10 protein-coding genes are annotated in these 17416 nt (G+C 44.5%); 3 read left to right on the forward strand and 7 right to left on the reverse strand.

The window, feature by feature from the left end; all coding sequences use genetic code 11:
- Positions 1-4 precede the first annotated feature (4 nt).
- Entirely contained in the window at positions 5-1660 is a 1656-nt protein-coding gene (locus ACJJI0_RS07325; protein WP_444885332.1) for an amidohydrolase, read from the forward strand.
- A gap of 360 nt (positions 1661-2020) precedes the next feature.
- Here ACJJI0_RS07325 and ACJJI0_RS07330 read toward each other — a convergent pair whose 3' ends face one another.
- Positions 2021-3892, reverse strand: coding sequence for a phosphatidylinositol-specific phospholipase C domain-containing protein (locus tag ACJJI0_RS07330; protein WP_444885333.1), 1872 nt, complete (start codon positions 3890-3892; stop codon positions 2021-2023).
- Positions 3893-5213: 1321 nt separating this feature from the next.
- Here ACJJI0_RS07330 and ybiA point away from each other — a divergent pair.
- Positions 5214-5771, forward strand: a complete 558-nt coding sequence (gene ybiA / locus ACJJI0_RS07335; RefSeq protein WP_444885334.1) for a riboflavin biosynthesis intermediates N-glycosidase — start codon at positions 5214-5216, stop codon at positions 5769-5771.
- Positions 5772-5961: 190 nt separating this feature from the next.
- On the opposite strand, the gene ACJJI0_RS07340 is transcribed toward ybiA, so the two are convergent.
- The 4 genes from ACJJI0_RS07340 to ACJJI0_RS07355 form a co-directional block, all read right to left on the reverse strand.
- Positions 5962-8187 carry a M12 family metallopeptidase gene (locus tag ACJJI0_RS07340; protein WP_444885335.1) on the reverse strand — a complete coding sequence of 742 codons (2226 nt, stop codon included), beginning with the start codon at positions 8185-8187 and terminating at the stop codon, positions 5962-5964.
- A gap of 611 nt (positions 8188-8798) precedes the next feature.
- On the reverse strand, positions 8799-11015 hold the full coding sequence (locus tag ACJJI0_RS07345; RefSeq protein ID WP_444885336.1) for a M3 family metallopeptidase: 2217 nt from the start codon (positions 11013-11015) through the stop codon (positions 8799-8801).
- 501 nt (positions 11016-11516) lie between these two features.
- The gene (locus tag ACJJI0_RS07350) at positions 11517-12311 is read right to left on the reverse strand and encodes a class I SAM-dependent methyltransferase (RefSeq protein ID WP_444885337.1); all 795 of its coding nucleotides are present in this window, start codon (positions 12309-12311) and stop codon (positions 11517-11519) included.
- A 23-nt stretch (positions 12312-12334) separates the two neighbouring features.
- Positions 12335-13744 (reverse strand): serine hydrolase domain-containing protein, encoded by a 1410-nt coding sequence (locus ACJJI0_RS07355; protein ID WP_444885338.1) that lies wholly within the window; start codon positions 13742-13744, stop codon positions 12335-12337.
- Positions 13745-14119: 375 nt separating this feature from the next.
- Between ACJJI0_RS07355 and ACJJI0_RS07360 the strand changes: the two genes are divergently transcribed.
- On the forward strand, positions 14120-14920 hold the full coding sequence (locus tag ACJJI0_RS07360) for an IclR family transcriptional regulator (RefSeq protein ID WP_444885339.1): 801 nt from the start codon (positions 14120-14122) through the stop codon (positions 14918-14920).
- Positions 14921-14996: 76 nt separating this feature from the next.
- Here the strand turns inward: ACJJI0_RS07360 and ACJJI0_RS07365 are convergent, their stop codons facing one another.
- Entirely contained in the window at positions 14997-16124 is a 1128-nt protein-coding gene (locus tag ACJJI0_RS07365) for an acyl-CoA dehydrogenase family protein (protein ID WP_444885340.1), read from the reverse strand.
- A gap of 27 nt (positions 16125-16151) precedes the next feature.
- Entirely contained in the window at positions 16152-17351 is a 1200-nt protein-coding gene (locus ACJJI0_RS07370; RefSeq protein ID WP_444885341.1) for an acyl-CoA dehydrogenase family protein, read from the reverse strand.
- Positions 17352-17416 lie beyond the last annotated feature (65 nt).

The raw sequence follows: 17416 nt of genomic DNA on the forward strand, positions 1-17416 counted from the left end.
CAATATGCGTCTAGCCCAAACTTTGGCGGCGACACTACTTGCCGCCACTTCTATCTGCTCCCAGGCAGTGACACTCATCCATAACTTTTCAGGATACCAAACCACAGATAAAGCGTTAATTCAGTTCAATGCCATGGCCTTCGACCAGGGCAAGGTGCTGGAGACTGGTAATTTTACTGAGCTGGATGAAAAGTATTTAGATGCTGAACGGATAGATGCCAAGGGCAAGACCTTATTGCCCGGCCTGATTGATGCTCACGGACATATGCTGGGCCTTGGGCAACTTAATGAGTTACTGGATCTGCGCGACCACTCTCTGGAGGATTCCCTTGCGGCGATAAAACACCAAGCCGAGAGACTGGAACCAGGCCAGTGGCTGCTTGGCCGCGGTTGGAACCAAGTCACCTGGCCCGGTAAACAATTCCCCAGTCGAGAGCAACTGGACGCTCTGGAGATTGATCATCCCATCTGGTTGCGGCGGGTAGATGGCCACGCAGGCTGGGCAAACTCCAAAGCCCTGCATCTTGCCGGTATCGATAAGAGCACGCAGGCCCCTGAGGGCGGAGAGATTTTGCGGGATAGCGAAGGGGAACCCACTGGGATCTTAATTGACAACGCCATGAGCCTGCTACAACAGGCAGTACCTTCCCCCACCCTAGCCCAGGAAAAAAAGTCCCTGCAAAACGCCTTTACTACGGCGCTTTCTCTGGGATTGACCAGTGTGCACGATGCGGGTATCAACGAACAAACCCTCACTGCCTACCGAGAATTGGCCAAGGAAAACGCCATTCCTATGCGGGTTTATCCAATGTTATCGGTGGACAGCCACAACTATGTTAAGTTGCTGAAGGCTGGCCATATCGGCAGCCCAGAAACGCGACTCTATATGCGCAGCATTAAATTATCTGCCGATGGTGCCCTGGGCAGCCGTGGCGCAGCGCTTCTGGAACCCTATCACGACCGCCCACAGGAGAAGGGGTTGCTGCTCTACCCAGAGAGCAAAATGTTATCGCTACTAAAACTGGCCACGGATAACAACTTCCAGGTGAACGTACATGCGATTGGCGATAGAGCCAACCATATCGTACTCAACCATCTTGAGGCCCTGGATAAAAAGAAAAGTCAGCAAGAGTATCGCCACCGCGTAGAGCACGCACAGGTTATAGAGGTGAAGGATATTCCCCGCTTCGCACAGCTCAACCTGATTGCCTCCATGCAGCCCACCCACGCCACTAGCGACAAAAATATGGCAGGTGACCGCCTTGGTGATAAACGCCTGATCGGCGCCTACGCCTGGCAAACACTTCTCAACCAGGGCACTCCAATAGCCGCTGGCTCCGACTTCCCGGTTGAACCCGCCAACCCTTTGTTTGGCCTTCATGCCGCAACCACCCGCCGCGACCGCCAGGGTAACCCTAGCAAAGGCTGGCGCACCAAAGAAGCAATGACGCTGGAGCAAGCCCTACGCGCATTTACCCTGGATGCAGCCTATGCCGGCCACCAGGAGAAAATGATTGGCAGCCTTGAAGCAGGGAAATTTGCGGACTTTATTTTATTGGATAAAAATATCTTTAAGATTGACCCTCAGGAAATCTGGAAAGTAAAAGTAATGGAGACCTGGGTTGAGGGGGAAAGGGTTTACCAGAATACGTTTTTATAGGTTTGTCTACACTTCTCCTGCCCTGAGTGGTCAACTAATATCTACTGCAGGATTCGGATCCGTAAATTTAAAGGCGCGACTCTACAGATATCGTATTAAAGGGCAGATCTTAGTTCATAGTAAATAGTTACAAGGACTTGCTAGCTCCCTATTTACTTTTTCACAAACAGATCGCTCAGACTAGTCTGAGCGATCTAAATTGTGCATCGATAAGCTGCAGATTTATCAGCTTTTATCTAAAGCAAGGAAAATATGTTTCAACTTTATAGAAGAAATACTTGCACTAAGATTTATTCGATTAAATTGAAGCAACAAGGACCCTCAATCTTATCATTGCAATTAAGAGCGACTCGTTGCCGATCATTTGGAACAGTTAGATGACCCATCAACTAATATTTTTTTAACTACGCCGCTAGAATCCTCAAATACAAGCTTACAGTTTTCGTCTATACGAAGCGCGGTAACACCTTTACCATGTGTCCCCGACCCCCAAACGGGATGATGGAATCCACCCTCTACTGAACCATAAATTACAAGGTGTCCGTCCCCCTGGAAAACCACCCTTGGAGAGTCATTAGTAGGCCTCCAATTGGGAGAAGTCCATACTCTTTTTTCACACACATAGTAATTCAATTCCCCACCACTAAATTCAAGGCGAGCCTTATTAGTGGCTAGCAGAGTTTCACCATTGTAAAAATTTGTATGTTCTGCTGGCAGGCTATCTGATACTGGCAATTCAGATTGGCCGCAAAAAGCCTGTGTGGTAGTAGTGGTAGCTTGATTGTCCCCCACAGTCAATGCTAACCACACTTTTACCGGTGGACGGTAGGGATCGCTAGGCCCCCTCTCAGAAATGGCAAAACTCTTGATTGCATTATCAAAACCATTCGAAATGGTATTATATGTTCCTCCGTAGAAAAATTGTGGAATCCCACCTTGATCTTCTTCAGTCCATGCTGTTATGTAACAGCAACTCGGAACCACCAGAGAGCTTATTCGGTCATGCCAGTCTTCACTCAAATTTATGGTTTCTCCAAAACTACCCTCAACATTGATGACCTTTGACTCGCCAGTCTTATGCTGGTTGTCATAAACAATCAGAGAAGTACTATCGGGAAACAATTCCGTAATTGCATTTATTAATTGCTGATTTTCATAGGCGTTTCTCGGATACGCAAAGTGATATCCCTCATTAAATTCATTCTGACAGGTCGTCTCGCCTGTATTAAATGTGTTCTCCCCAGCTGTAATCCTCCAGGTATTCCCATCTGTACAAGCAAATCGCGCCTTTTCAGATGTATTACCACTGACATTCCAGCCAGAATTGAGGTAAACACCATCAGAAGCAATAGCCCTCAAGTAACTATCACCAGTTGCATTTCCTCTCATTAGCGGATCCCAACTCCAAACCATTGCGGCAAGGTCATTGTACTCTCCACCAATATGGTCAAGATTAACTAGATTAGCTTGGTTACTTCTGTGAATATTTTGGATTTTATCGAAGTCAAAATCCTTAAAACTCTCCCATGGGTTCTGGGGAGGAATAAAATCATTAGCAATTGATTCTGCACTCCTACCAATATGCCCCAAGCCAGTAAACAGCATGTTATTTAATGTACCGTTAACACTGACATCACGATCTTTATAAATAACCACGCGTTTGCCTTGAGCCAAAACATTTTGCGGAGTTAAATTCTTCGAAATACTACCAATGCCATTGCTTTTATAGACATAATTTCCAATCGTATTGTTAATTGTATCCAACAATTCAGCACTTGCATTATCACTATAACCTACATTATTATTTCTATCTTCCAAGTAGATAATAACAACTTGATTCTTGAAAGACGGGTTATCAAGAAAGTTTTTTACTTCTAATAGGCCATCGCTCAAGCTCTGATCAACAATCCCGCAAACTGCATGGCATAGTCGAATTCCACTCCTTTCGTAACTCAAATCAAGTTCAATGAATTGAGCCCCCATTCGCAACTGATCATATATACTGATACCCTGGTTAGGCCATGGGTAATTATGAGAGTAAGTATTGTAAGTATTGTGCGACCCCCAAAAACTTTGCTGCGAAAATGGAGTCTTTAAATTGAAACCTCTTTGTAATCTCAATTTTTTATAGGTATCTGATACTATAAAAGTATCCACATCAATAGGATCATAGAATTCAGCATTTACAGCCAGAGAAAGAGCCAGCAAGGGAAAGTAAATTATTTTTTTCATTTTATTCGGCTTTATATTAATCTAAAAGAAATTTTTATTTCAATCACAAAATATTGTCGCCATTTACAAATACTTTTCAACCATGCCAAATAAGAAAATGTAAGATCCTCAAAAAATTCACAACATTAGGGAGCTTATTTACACATTCTCGCCCAGCGTGCTAAAATTCGATGCGAACAACTACCTTAGTTAGCCACCTTGAAAACATTAATGATGTGTCACGCCACAACATAACAATAAGCGTCAACATTTAACCGCAAGTAACATGCAAGTAAGAAGTGCGATGTAATTATGATAATTTCGGACTTAAAATAATGACACGAAAGACCTGAGCTTATTTCCTTTCATCTAACCATGTTGACCTTCAGTGGATCTGAGCGCTCATACTAGCTTTGTGCTGCACTCAAATGGCAAAACAAACTACTAGCCAAGTCAAAAAATTGCCCCTTAGTAACTTTTCCTCTATTTAAGATTTATTCTAGCAATCTATCTTATAAAAAATATTATTTGAGAACAAAATTCTTAGTATCAACTTTGATGCGCGACACTACATACGCAGTATTAAATTATCTACCGATGGCGCCCTGGGCAGGCGTGGCGCGGCGCTTCTGGAATACTATCACGACTACTGATAGGAGAAAGGGTTGCAGCTCTACCCAGAGAGAAAACTGTTATCGCTACTAAAGCAGGCCATTGATAACAATTTTCAGGCAAACGAACATGAAATTGGCTGTAGAGCCAACCACATCGTGCTCAGGGTTCTTGAGACCCTGGATAAAAAGAAAAGTCAGTAAGGATATCGCCAGTGCAGGTAGTTGAGGTGGAGATATTATCCGCTTCCTGCAGCTCCCCCTGATTGCCTCCATACAATAGTAACCCGTCTTGACCACCTGAGTACCCCCACTAGAGGCTGGCGTACCATAGAAGTAATGGCTCTGAGACTTTTTCCCCTGAATGTAGCCTATGCCAGCCATCAGGAAGAGATCATAGGCGACCTACCGCCCAGAAAGTTTGCCGATTTTATCTTTCGAGTTATGAATTGTTGAAATTGACTCACAAGAAATCTGGCAGATATAGGTTTTGCAAACTTGGATTGAAGGAGATAAAGAATCTCAGCAATAATTATAATTAGCTAAGAGTTATATTCTCTGCATAAATCCCCAGATACTTGTCTAAACTCATACTAAAAGTAAGTGATCTGGAGCTCCAGCGACCCCAATTATATCTATAATGTTACATTAAAAGTGGATCTATAGCTTTTCAGTAACAAACTCTCCGAACAAATAGTTTTACACCAAAACAATCTTTAAATGGATGAAAAATGAATATAAGGTCAAGAGATCAACTTATCGACGTCGTAGACAAAGGAAATAAAGTTAAGTATGTCTTTTTTTGGGGGCATCAAGAAATAGATAACCAGATCTCAAAGAGCTGTCTTAGCCAGTGGTATGACACCAAATTCGAGGAAGATGGATATCATTTTATTACTGCTGAACACTACATGATGTACCACAAGGCCAAACTTTTTAAGGACCACAAGGCCTGTGAAAAGATTCTAACTTCAGATCACCCCGGTAAAGCCAAGGAGTTAGGCCGGCAGGTTGTTGGTTTTAGCCATGACATCTGGATAAAAAAACGATTTGAGATTGTCGTTAATGGTAACCTTGCTAAGTTTTCCCAAAATAATGACCTAAAGAAATTTTTGCTCAATACAAAGGATAGGGTTTTAGTGGAGGCTAGTCCCGTTGATAAAATTTGGGGGGTAGGTCAAGCGCAGGATAGCTCGACAATACAAGACCCAAGAACCTGGGCAGGCCTTAACCTTATGGGCTTTGCACTTATGGAAGTGAGAGATCAACTGAGCTTTAACCCCTCCTAGGATGAAGCCCTAAGTAGTTTCAACCAATATCACCAATAAAATATGACCCAATCTTCCCTAAATAGCTTTCACTGAATCAAGCACACACACAAAATATTGCAATTGATCAATTTTTTAAATGCAAAGCAGGCAATGGGTTGATTTAAATTTAAATCAACCCATCACCCAAAATAAATAAATTACCTAGCCGTTAATAATCAACACTTAACCAGAGATTTTCAAAATCAGTATAGCCATAAACGGTGACATACCAGACGCCTGCTTGAGGCGCACTCACATTAATAGACTCATGACTGGTCCAGTTTTCTGAAGTGAAATCCGCATTGCTCACAGAAGCCTCCTCACCATACCTTATATACAAATCCACATCACCAAGAGAACCGATAAATGAAGATCCAGTGGCAATAGAGAGTTTAGCTACGCCCTCTGGCACTTGAACTTTAAAAGTGAGCGCATCACCCGCTTTGCCATCCAAATCTGCAATGGTCTCACCAGCTACGAGGAATTCTTCTGGGGTAAACGTTTTGAAGGAGCCCATTAAAGAGACTTTCTCAAAATCCGCATAGCCCAATAGCATAATATGCCACACACCGGCTTTCGGATTAGCAATTGAAGCAATTTCGTCATTACCACCTATATAGGGACGATAGTCGTAGACAGATTCCGTTGGCTTCTCACCAAAACGCACATAGAGATCTGCATCACCACTGCCGCCACTCATGGCAAACTGTAGATCTTTAGCATTTTGGGGAACGTTCATGGTGAAATACAAAGCCTCCCCCTTGCTGGCAGCCAACTCACCTATTTCCTGAAGGTTGACTAGCTGGTTGCCAGGCTCACCTCCCAAATCCAGAGTCGCGGTTAGATCCACGCCTTCAAATGAACGCTCTACCGGTGTGAGCAATACATGCCAACGGCCTGACTGAGGCGAGATGATCTGTATGTTTTCGATATTACCGGCATTTTCAGACTTGTAGTCAAAATCTGTGGTATCGGGTAGGCGGTTATGAGCCACATATACATTCATCTCACCGCCTATTTCCGACTCTTCTGTTTGAATAGTCAGTTTTTGAGCATTTTCAGGGACATCAATGTGAAATAGCTTGCCATCTTTCCCCCGTAAGTCGACCCTTGGTTTGCCAGAAATAAGTGTTCGCTCCGCCTCTTCATCACAAATAAATGTTTCACCACCCTTAACCGGGCTGTATTGGATATTACCGCCCTCGATCACACCATTGATAAAAGTGAGCATTTCACAGGAATAAACATCCAATAAATTATTGGTGAAATCTACCTCTTTTAGGAAAGGCTTATCCATTACCCACTCAAATTGAACGGAATCCAAATGGTTGCCAGAGAAATTCATAGACTCCAAGCGCTTGGGTAACTCAGGAACCTCGGTTAGATTTTCACTGGCAACAGTAAGATGTTTTAGATATCGAAAAAGATGTATACCTTGCAAAGATTGAATTTCACCGTTTCCAGGGGTATGAATTTCCTCAACCTTCGCCGCCTCTAAACTACTTATTTCACCATTATTATCGGCATCAAAATAAGCAAGCAAATAAGATTTAAATGCCGAATCAGGAATGTTGATATTCACAGTACCATAGTGAGAAGCCGCCCCTACCTGATCACCTGCTCCGAGGTCGACGCGCTGCCCTACAATGCCATCATATTTCTCATAGCCTTTTTTGGGGACAATTGTCGCACTCCCATTAGCACTATATGCGCGGGAGGGATAGTGCATGACTGACAGGAAGTCGTATTCGCTGTAGTTGTGTGATTGGCGAACATCAAAATTGTAGATATACGCTGGCTTTATATTGTCTTCCAGGATCATCACATATTGATCCCGATCAGAACGCTGCTGCTCATGTCTCATGCCGATGGCATGACCCAGCTCATGAACAATAATATATTTCATACTCCAGTCTTTCATACTGAAAAACTGCCCGCCACCAGACATTCCAACCATAGATCGATTTTCACTGCCATTTCGCACGTAGATATAATTGGTTTGGTCTTTGCGCAATTTAAAATGTAAATCTGCGACCTCTTCCCAAACCTTGGTAGCATCAACGAATCGCTGGCGGTTTTCTTCTGTTACGTCTTCATGAAAATCATAATAGACAACACCTTCAGGCCACTTATTTGCTGACAACTCAAAGGCTGACATTATACTGACCTGCCCGGATTCCTGTGGAACCAGCTCCAGCATATCCCCAGTTAACTGATAGAGTTTGCCATCAACCATCACCTTCCTTGAGGAGAATTGCTCTTCCAGTTGTGCAAATTCATTCTCGGTAAAGTTTGGAATGCTATTAGCCACTGCCTGGCCTGATGCCAGTGTCAATTGACTTAATAAGGCCAAGCTTGTGGTAACCCCCAGCACTGCACCGGTTAACTTTTTCATTTTCATGTTCCTTCTCTGAAAATTCACGGATTTGTAACCTAATCTGGTGTTTAAGATTTTGAAAGGCGACAAAACCAATTGATATAAGTCAAAATAATAAAATATCAATGGGCATGTCGACGCGGGCAAGAATACAGCCGTTGAAATTTAAGGTCGATAGGATATTTATTGCTAATTTATAAGCACAAGGGCAGAAAAAGAGAAGAACACTTCAACAAGCAACCTAATATTTTTAGTTAAATTTTTTTAACAAATAACAAAACAAAAAAACAACGACCAATCAGAAATGGAACATAAGAACCAGCTATCTGATTCCGCTAAAAATAGAGGGCAGCAGATATAGCTAGGGACTTACTTTTATAAATGAAGACCTTGCCCAGTATTGAAAATTCGTCCTAGAAATAACTTCTGGGTATCTACTTACCAGCCAATGAGGGGATCACGAGACCAATATTGAATAGGAAATTTTTACAATGCAGATTGCATATGCCGCAAACATATGGTTAATAAATTTTTATTCTCGAGCACTTCTTAACTCAAAGACCACTTAAACAAAAAAAGCCGCATTCAAAGATGCGGCTTTTTCATGAACAATTTATTAAATCAATAAACTAGTTCTTGGAGGCAACCGTACTCTCTTTCTTCTCCGGGATCGGGAAGCCACGATCGCGCATCAACGCTTCGATATTGGCATCACGACCACGGAAAGCACGATAAGCATCAGCGGGGTCTACAGCATTACGCGGTGCAAACAGGTGTTTCACCAACTTGGCTGCTACCTCTTTGTCGTAGAAGCCACCTTTAGACTCGGAGAAGGCCTCAGAGGCGTCGGAAGTCAGCACGTCGGCCCACATGTAACCGTAGTAGCTAGCTGCATAACCTTCACCAGAGAAGATATGGCCAAAGTGCGGGGTGCGGTGACGCATGACCAGCTCTTTCGGCATGCCCAGCTTATCCAGAGTTTCACGCTCAAACTTATCTGGGTCGATACCCTCGGGATCAGCAGTGTGGAACTTCATATCAATCAGCGCAGAGGCCAGGTACTCAGTGGTGGCAAAACCAGAGTTGAACTTGGCGGCTTTCTTAATCTTCTTCACCAGATCCGCAGGAATAGGCTCACCAGTCTTGTAGTGCACCAGATAGTTATCGATAACCGCATCGGTAGACAACCAACGCTCCAGCAGCTGGGATTGGAACTCGGTGTAGTCGCGAACACCGCTGTTCAGGGTCGGGTAAGTCACGTTGGAAGCAAGGAAGTGCAGCGCGTGGCCAAACTCGTGGAAGAAGGTTTCGGCATCGTCCCAGCTCACCAGCACAGGCTCACCCGGCGCGCCCTTGATAAAGTTGGAGTTGTTAGAAGACAAGACGTTCTTCTTGCCATCAAAGGTGGAGTGGTCACGATACATGGTTGCCCAGGCACCGGAACGCTTGCCAGCACGGGCAAATGGGTCCAGGTACCAGAGGCCGATATGGTCGCCACTGGTCTTGTCAGTGACTTCCCAGACTTTAACATCTTCGTGGAATACCGGTACGGAACCTTCTTTCACCGGGGTGAATTTGAAGTTGAACAACTCACCAGCTACGTAGAACATGGCTTCACGCAGGTTATCTAGCTGCAGGTACTGCTTCACTTCATCGGAGTTCAGGTCGTACTTGGCCTTGCGAACCTTCTCGGCGTAGTAACGATAGTCCCAGGGCTCAATAGTGATATTGGCTTTCTCGGCATCCGCCACCGCTTGCATATCAGCTACTTCTTCTTTTACGCGGGCAACTGCTGCGGGCCATACCGCTTCCATCAGGTCCATGGCCCGCTCAGGATTTTTAGCCATACGGTCTTGCAGGCGCCATTCAGCGTAGTTATCGAAGCCCTGCAGGCCTACGCGCTCATCACGCAGCTTCAGGATTTCAGCGATGATGGCGTTGTTATCGTGCTCATCGCCATTGTCCCCACGGCTGTAGTAGTTGGTCCATACTTGCTTGCGCAGCTCGCGATCATCGGAGTAAGTCAGGAATGGATCCATAGAGGAGCGGGAATTGGTTATTGCGTACTTACCCTTCTCGCCCTTCTCTTCCGCCAGTGCTGCCGCCGCTGCAACGAAGGATTCCGGCAGGCCGCTCAACTGATCTTTGCTCAGGAAGATATCGTAGCCTTCCTCATCCGCCAGTACATTGTTGGAGAACTTGGTATAAAGTTCAGCCAGGCGCTTGTTGATTTCCGCATAGCGCTCCTTGGCCTTACCTTCCAGGGTCGCACCATTGGTAGAGAACTGGGTATAGATCAGCTCAACCACACGCTTCTGTTCAGCATCCAGGTCCATCGCGTTGCGCTGGTCGTAAATCGCCTTGATGCGCTTAAACAAGTCTTTGTTCTGATAAATTTTGGACTCGTAATCAGCCCAGATCGGTGCCAGCTCTTGCTGAACTTTGCGGAACTCTGGTGAAGACATATTCGCAGCCCAGATTCCATAGTAAGCCGTTGCGCGGCTTAACTCGGCGCCACTGCGCTCCATCGGCACAATGGTGTTAGCAAAGGTTGGCTCAGCGGAATCTGAAGCGATCGCACCTAGCTCGGTAAGGCTTATCTCAATACCTTTTTCAATTGCGGGCTTGAGATCTTCCAGCTTCATCTTGTCAAACGCAGGTACACCACCAAAGGGACCAGTCCACTCTGCCAGCAGCATGTTACTGGCGTGCTCTGGAGTTACAGCCATGGACTCTTCGGCTTTCACAGTGTCTTTAGCTACCTCAGCCTGTTTTGCCTTTTCACCACAACCGCCCACAACCGCCAGGGATGCGGCTACGGCTAGTGCGATCATTGTCTGACGCATTTGCTATCTCCTCGTAAAAAAGGGTCTTTTAATAGTTTTAAGAGCGGGATTCTACCCTCTCTTGGCCTATGCCGGCCAATTCTACCGTCTCAGCAGTCTGAAACTGCGGCTAAGTGAGTGATTTGTGCGACAACCTCCTCCTTTGGACTACCGGCGCCACCATGGGCACAAAGAGTATACTTTATCATGATAACGATTTATTAAGTGATTTCATTTGAATTTATAAATCATTCGAATAATTAGCCAATGTGGCTCATTTAGCCTCTCAATAAAGCAAGTTAAGCGATTTCAATACGGATGCTGCTGCCCAAGAAATCTACAGAACATCAAGTAGACAACAGTGGCACGCCCTCTAAAATATTGAGGTATCACTGCCGGAAGAAATATTGTCCGTATAAATACAAAAATTAAGGAATTTAAGACTCAACTTTAATGGCAGGCCTCTTTTCTTAGCCTATTTCTACTGGCTCTATAGCTTAGGACCTTGGTGAACGTCAAAATCTATAAGTCCTTTTTCCAACAAGCCAGCATTGCCATTGGCGGAACACATTCAGAGCTTTCCAAATCTCCACACCAATTACCCACATTCTTCCCGAGTTCAACAAACTTCTGTAGAGATAGATTACTTTCAATTGCCGCCATCAAAATATCTGACAAGGTGTGATGAAAATTATAATTTTCTTTAGCCTGATATTTTCTACCATCCAAATAGCCCAAACCTTGATCATCCCTTTGTGGCTCGCGATTAAAATAAGACATGGCAATGTGTGAGGGATTACCTTCCTCATACATATTTAAAACCGGATGGATTTCTTCCATTAAAAGATAACCACCCGGCTTCAGCAGCGAAGCACAGATACTCATAAACCGCTTCAGGTCCGGCATCCAGTTCAGTACGCCAATGGTGATAACCGCAAAGTCAAAACGGCCGATATACTCATCAGGCAACTCATAGATGTTAGAACATACGATTTCTACATCCGAACACCTTGAGGCATTTACCAAAAGCCGAGCTTGATCAACAAAAGCTTGGGATCCATCAATCCCCACACAGAGCCCGGCACCTTTCTTTTTGATGGAGATTAAATCTTTCGCATTATTGCAGCAAATTTGAACCACTGACTTTCCGGAAAGATCAAACTCATCCAACATGCCATCAAAGTCTTGTTCTAATGCATTAAAATTAGACTCGGAGACTTTCTCAAGTAGCCGCTTGCTGAATTCCCAGTGAACAGGCCCAGCCTCATCCCAGGAGGCCAAGGATTTACTGACAAAAAAATCTGTATTTTCTTTCATGGAACACCTCTTTAGCACCCAGCTTATATTTTAATAAACTTGACTGATCCATTCTGAGACATTACAACGCCCTTACCCTGAAAATGAAATGAAAGATCTCTTTGGAGCGCTCCTAAATGCACCTTATATACGTCCCCAGTTTTTAGCAATGGTCCACTGAGCCCTCCCCAACTAACCATTATTTTATCACCCTCAATATAGAGTTTTTGCTCCGGCCAGCCATTACTATTCACATAGATACCAAGCAAGTTTCTTGGGAAATTTTCGGCGCTCACAACCAAGGCAGGATCTGGCGCTTCCAATAGCTCGCCTCGAACAGATTTCTTCAGTCGATTCATCTCCTGCTCAAACAGCATATCCCTATTTGCTTTATTTAAAATTGAGTTGTAAGTGTAATTAGCTATTACATGGGGTAACATATAAGCCGCATCCTGATTAGTGAATGCAATTACACCTATCTCTCTTTCTGGTATAAATGATACATGGATGCTATATCCACCATAATTCCCAAACCGAGTCAAAAGAGTCTCTTCATTATACTCTGCCAGATCCCACCCCAAGGTGTAGCCTGTTCTCTTATAGGTGAAATAGGTTTTTGATTGATCTACCTGCTTTTCATGAAGCTCGTAAAAAATATTAATCTTAGATACATTTGACCTATCTTTATTTATATTTACCTGAAGCCATGTCGCCAAATCACTTACAGTAGAAACCAAGCCTCCTGAGGGGTGCATCGTTAGATCAGTCTTGAAATGTCCTGAAGTGAAGATATTACCATCACTGGAGGTGATAATAGATGGAAGAAAATTATCCACTTTGGATACCTTATTCGTAGTCGAATTCATATCCAGAGGCTCAGTTATATACTTCTCTATAAGCTCTCCCCAAGCTTTTCCAGTGACATTCTCTGCAATCATCGACGCGACTATCGGGCCCGTATTTGAATACCTAAAGTTGTAATCTGGCGCTATAAGTAGATTCTCACTTAATGAATGTACCAGCTCCTCTTGACCGGAATAACCTAAAAAAGCTGACTTGAAGGTATGTTGAACACTTGTAAATCCAGACGTATGGGTAAGTAAATCCCTAACACTGATTTTATTGGTGTCAACTTTTCCCTCAAGCCCCAGCTGGAGCTTATAAGATGATATGGGTTTATCTAAATCTAACTTGCCCGAGTTATGCAGGATAGCCATCAAAGTACTGGTAAAAGACTTTGTGTGACTTGCGATTAAGAAAGGCGTGTTCTCTGTAACTTGAGGGCCACCTTCAGAATAGGCATAAAAGAAATCAAGCCCGTTCTTATCAACTACCGCAACAAAATGTGAGCCAATTAAGCGGTTGCTATTAGACAGCTCTTCCAGAGCTGATTTTATTTCTTTTCCAACATTATCATCTATGGCATAACAGTTACTAACGACAATCAAAGCCATTGTGATACTAATGAGAAGCCTTATTATCATATCTAAAATTCTTTTTTAAATGAGCTCAAACCTGGAAAAGTTCACTGGCAACGGATTCAAACACTAATTTCATCTTTGAAACAAGGAGCAACTATGCAAAATACGATAAATAGAATGTATATATAGGTATTCCGCAAAAAATACAATTAAACCATATCTGCTTTAAAGAACACTCTTGCCCGGGACTCACAGTTGCCCTCCAAGTACAACCACAATTTACGTTACTGCTCATTATTTTCCAAACACCCTTCACAGGCCTAAATTTCTCTTTAAGGCTAAGTATCTAACTTCAGATCCAGGAGTAAAATTTGTATACTTGCTACTGTAGAAGCAGGATTTAAGACCATGGCTCCGCTGAGTGATCTCCCAAGAAAGAAAAGCGCAGAACCCGATCGCAAGTTTATTGAAGCCCTCGCCCGAGGACTGGATGTTCTGCGGGCATTTCAGCCCGGTGATGGCTTTCTGGGTAACCTTGAAATCGCCCAACGCACAGGCTTGCCTCGCTCCAGTATTTCACGGTTAACCTATACTCTGACAAAATTAGGCTATTTGACCTACTCAGACCGACTGGAAAAGTACCAATTAGGTAGCGGCGTACTAGCGCTGGGTTACTCTTTCGTCTCTAATCTGGCTATTCGGCAGGTTGCCAAACCCCTAATGCAAGACCTTGCAAACTCCACAGGAACTGCTGTAGGGCTGTCTGACCGTGATCGACTCGACATGATATTTGTCGAGTTTTGTGCAGCCGCTAATGTTACGACTTTTCGCTACGAAATAGGTAACCGTGTTTCTTTAGCTACCAGTGGTTCAGGAAGGGCTTTCCTGGCAGCGCTACCTCAAGAGGAGCGCGAGTACTTTTATGGGCACCTGGAGAAAAGAAATAGCGAGCGCTGGCCTAAAATCAAGGTTGGAATTGAAGAAGCGGTAGCAAGCTATAAGCAGCGCGGCTTTTGTAGCTCCTTTGGCGACTGGAACCGCGATGTTAATGGTATTGCTGTCCCCCTACAATTAAGCCAGGGGCGCATTTATACATTTAATGCGGGCGGACCTGCTTACCGCCTGAGTCCAGAATTCCTGGAAGAAGAAGTCGCCCCCTTATTGAAAAATATGGTCGGCAATATAGAGGCCATGCTGATCCGCTACTAGATAGCTTAACCCCAGGTTAGTAGCGCAATGCGACCAACCTGGGGGATAACTCATCACCTCACGGCTGCCTGCCTCGCTAGTGCCCGGCAAATCGGCGAGTATGATAATCTGTACTACCGAAGAAATACTGGATTGTGGTTAAGCGTTTAAAATAATGGCTCACATCCAACTCCTCTGTAACCCCTATACCGCCATGTAACTGAATTGCTTCCTGGCCTACTAACCGGGCAGCTTTTCCAATGCGGCTTTTTGCTGCAGAAATTGCCTTAGGGGCAACGCCATTATTCACATCCAACTGTAACGCTGCCATTAATAGAATAGAGCGGGCCTGTTCATATTCGGTAAACATATCCACCATCCGGTGTTGCAAGGCCTGGAACTTACCAATGGGAACGCCAAACTGCTCCCGGGTCTTTGTATATTCCACGGTCTTTTTATAAATTTTCTCCATGGCTCCTACTGCCTCGGCACACAGCGCCAGTGTGGCCCGGTCAATTGTCTGTTCGATTACAGGTAAAGCTGCTCCCTCTTCCCCAACTCGGTTTGCCACAGGGACCATCACGTTATTAAACTTTACTTCAGCCGCACGGTGCCCATCCACAGTGGCATATCCCTGGCGATGAATACCCTCAGAGTTGGCATCTATCAATAATAAAGTGATACCTTCATAATCATGTTGGCCGCCGCTAGTACGTACTGCCACCAATAGTTTATCTGCGGCTGAGCCGTTCAAAACAACGGCTTTGTGGCCATTCACTACATAGCTGTCTCCGCTCCTTATAGCTTTAGTGGCAATATCAGACAGATTGAAACGACTCTGGGGCTCAGCAAATGCAAATGCCAGCTGCAGCTGGCCTTCCATCAACAAGCTAATTAGCTCTCGCTTCTGCGCCTCATTGGCACCGCTTGCTATTAGTCCACCACTTAAAACTGCACTGGCCAGGAAGGGTTCCACTACCAGGCCACGACCAAACTCTTCCATCACTACCATCAGATCAACAGCAGAGCCACCCAAACCACCGTCTTCTGCACTAAATGGAACCATTAGCCAGCCCAGCTCAGCAAATAACTTCCAGTTATCTTCACTAAACCCAGTATCACTATCTATTAACTTACTGCGACGATCAAAGTTATAATCCTGTTGAATAAATTTGCTCACACTGCTTTGTAGCATCTGCTGCTCTTCACTATAGGAAAAATCCATCGTTCCAATCCTCATTAAACGTCGCGTTTACAGACCAAGTACCCACTTGCTGATAATATTTTTTTGAATTTCGTTACTGCCACCATAAATCGAGGATTTACGGTTATTTAAGTAACGGGGCACGCTGCTGGTAATAACTCCAGGGCCTACATGCTCGCCATCAAATCCGCTTTTAAATTGCTCTCGGACAAATGGCATTCCGTAGTAACCCGCAGTTTCCATGTAAAGTTCATCAATAAGTTGGGCGATTTCAGTTCCTTTAATTTTTAAAATGGAGGATTCCGGTCCCGGTGCATTACCGGTACTCACTGCCGCGAGTGCTCTTAGCTCAGTAAACTCCAAAGCTAAAAGATCTATTTCAACTTCTGCGAGCTTTTGCGCAAAGGCTGGATTTTCCAGGAGGCTGACGTCACCATCACAAGTATCACCTGCCAGTTTTTTTAAAGTCTGTAAACGTTTTTTGGAAGTAGCAACCCGTGCAATGCCCGTGCGTTCATGGGTCAACAGTACCTTGGCATAGGTCCAGCCGTGACCTTCCTCTCCAATACGGTTGGCCACTGGTACCCGTACATTATCAAAATGCACTTCATTCACTTCATGATGACCGCCCAAAGTCATAATGGGCGATACAGTAATGCCCGGGTGGTTCATTTCAATTAATAGGAAAGTGATTGCGGCCTGGTTTTTGACTTCGGGGCCTCCGGTACGAACCAGGCAGAAAATCCAATCGGCCCAGTGTCCCAGAGTAGTCCAGGTTTTGGTGCCATTAACGATATACTCATCACCGTCTCGCACTGCTGTGGTTTTTAACGACGCCAAATCAGAGCCCGCATTTGGCTCCGAATACCCTTGGCACCACCAAACATTACTTGCCAAAATATCTGGTAAAAACCGCTGTTTTTGCTCTTCACTACCATAAGTGAAGATAACCGGTGCAACCATTTTAAAGCCGAAAGGAATTACATCTGGCGCGCCGAAGTTGGCACACTCATTGGCCCATATGTATTTTTGTGTTGGCGTCCAACCGGTACCCCCATATTCAACTGGCCAGTTAGTCGCAGCCCAACCCTGTTCGTACAGGATCTTTTGCCAGCGTTCATAGTCCTCTTTTCCCAGGGGAATTTCATCCAGAGTCCTCTCACTGATATCCGCCGGAAGCTTCTCTTGCAGGAATTGCTTAACTTCCTGCTGAAAAGCTAATTCTTCGGGGGAAAAATCTATATTCATTCGCTTGCTCCTGTTTATATGGGTGCAATTGGCAGAGATTTTTCAGCTAACTTCCTTCACCAACT

It is taken from the genome of Microbulbifer mixtoriginis (SeqCode) (assembly GCF_052466695.1).

What these genes read in the sequence shown, in the direction of transcription:
- ACJJI0_RS07330 (WP_444885333.1), bottom strand. Translation starts at nt 3,892, where the DNA reads ATGAAAAAAATAATTTACTTTCCCTTGCTGGCTCTTTCTCTGGCTGTA.
- ACJJI0_RS07325 (WP_444885332.1), top strand. Translation starts at nt 5, where the DNA reads ATGCGTCTAGCCCAAACTTTGGCGGCGACACTACTTGCCGCCACTTCT.
- ACJJI0_RS07355 (WP_444885338.1), bottom strand. Translation starts at nt 13,744, where the DNA reads ATGGCTTTGATTGTCGTTAGTAACTGTTATGCCATAGATGATAATGTT.
- ACJJI0_RS07360 (WP_444885339.1), top strand. Translation starts at nt 14,120, where the DNA reads ATGGCTCCGCTGAGTGATCTCCCAAGAAAGAAAAGCGCAGAACCCGAT.
- ACJJI0_RS07365 (WP_444885340.1), bottom strand. Translation starts at nt 16,124, where the DNA reads ATGGATTTTTCCTATAGTGAAGAGCAGCAGATGCTACAAAGCAGTGTG.
- ACJJI0_RS07340 (WP_444885335.1), bottom strand. Translation starts at nt 8,187, where the DNA reads ATGAAAAAGTTAACCGGTGCAGTGCTGGGGGTTACCACAAGCTTGGCC.
- ACJJI0_RS07370 (WP_444885341.1), bottom strand. Translation starts at nt 17,351, where the DNA reads ATGAATATAGATTTTTCCCCCGAAGAATTAGCTTTTCAGCAGGAAGTT.
- ACJJI0_RS07350 (WP_444885337.1), bottom strand. Translation starts at nt 12,311, where the DNA reads ATGAAAGAAAATACAGATTTTTTTGTCAGTAAATCCTTGGCCTCCTGG.
- ybiA (WP_444885334.1), top strand. Translation starts at nt 5,214, where the DNA reads ATGAATATAAGGTCAAGAGATCAACTTATCGACGTCGTAGACAAAGGA.
- ACJJI0_RS07345 (WP_444885336.1), bottom strand. Translation starts at nt 11,015, where the DNA reads ATGCGTCAGACAATGATCGCACTAGCCGTAGCCGCATCCCTGGCGGTT.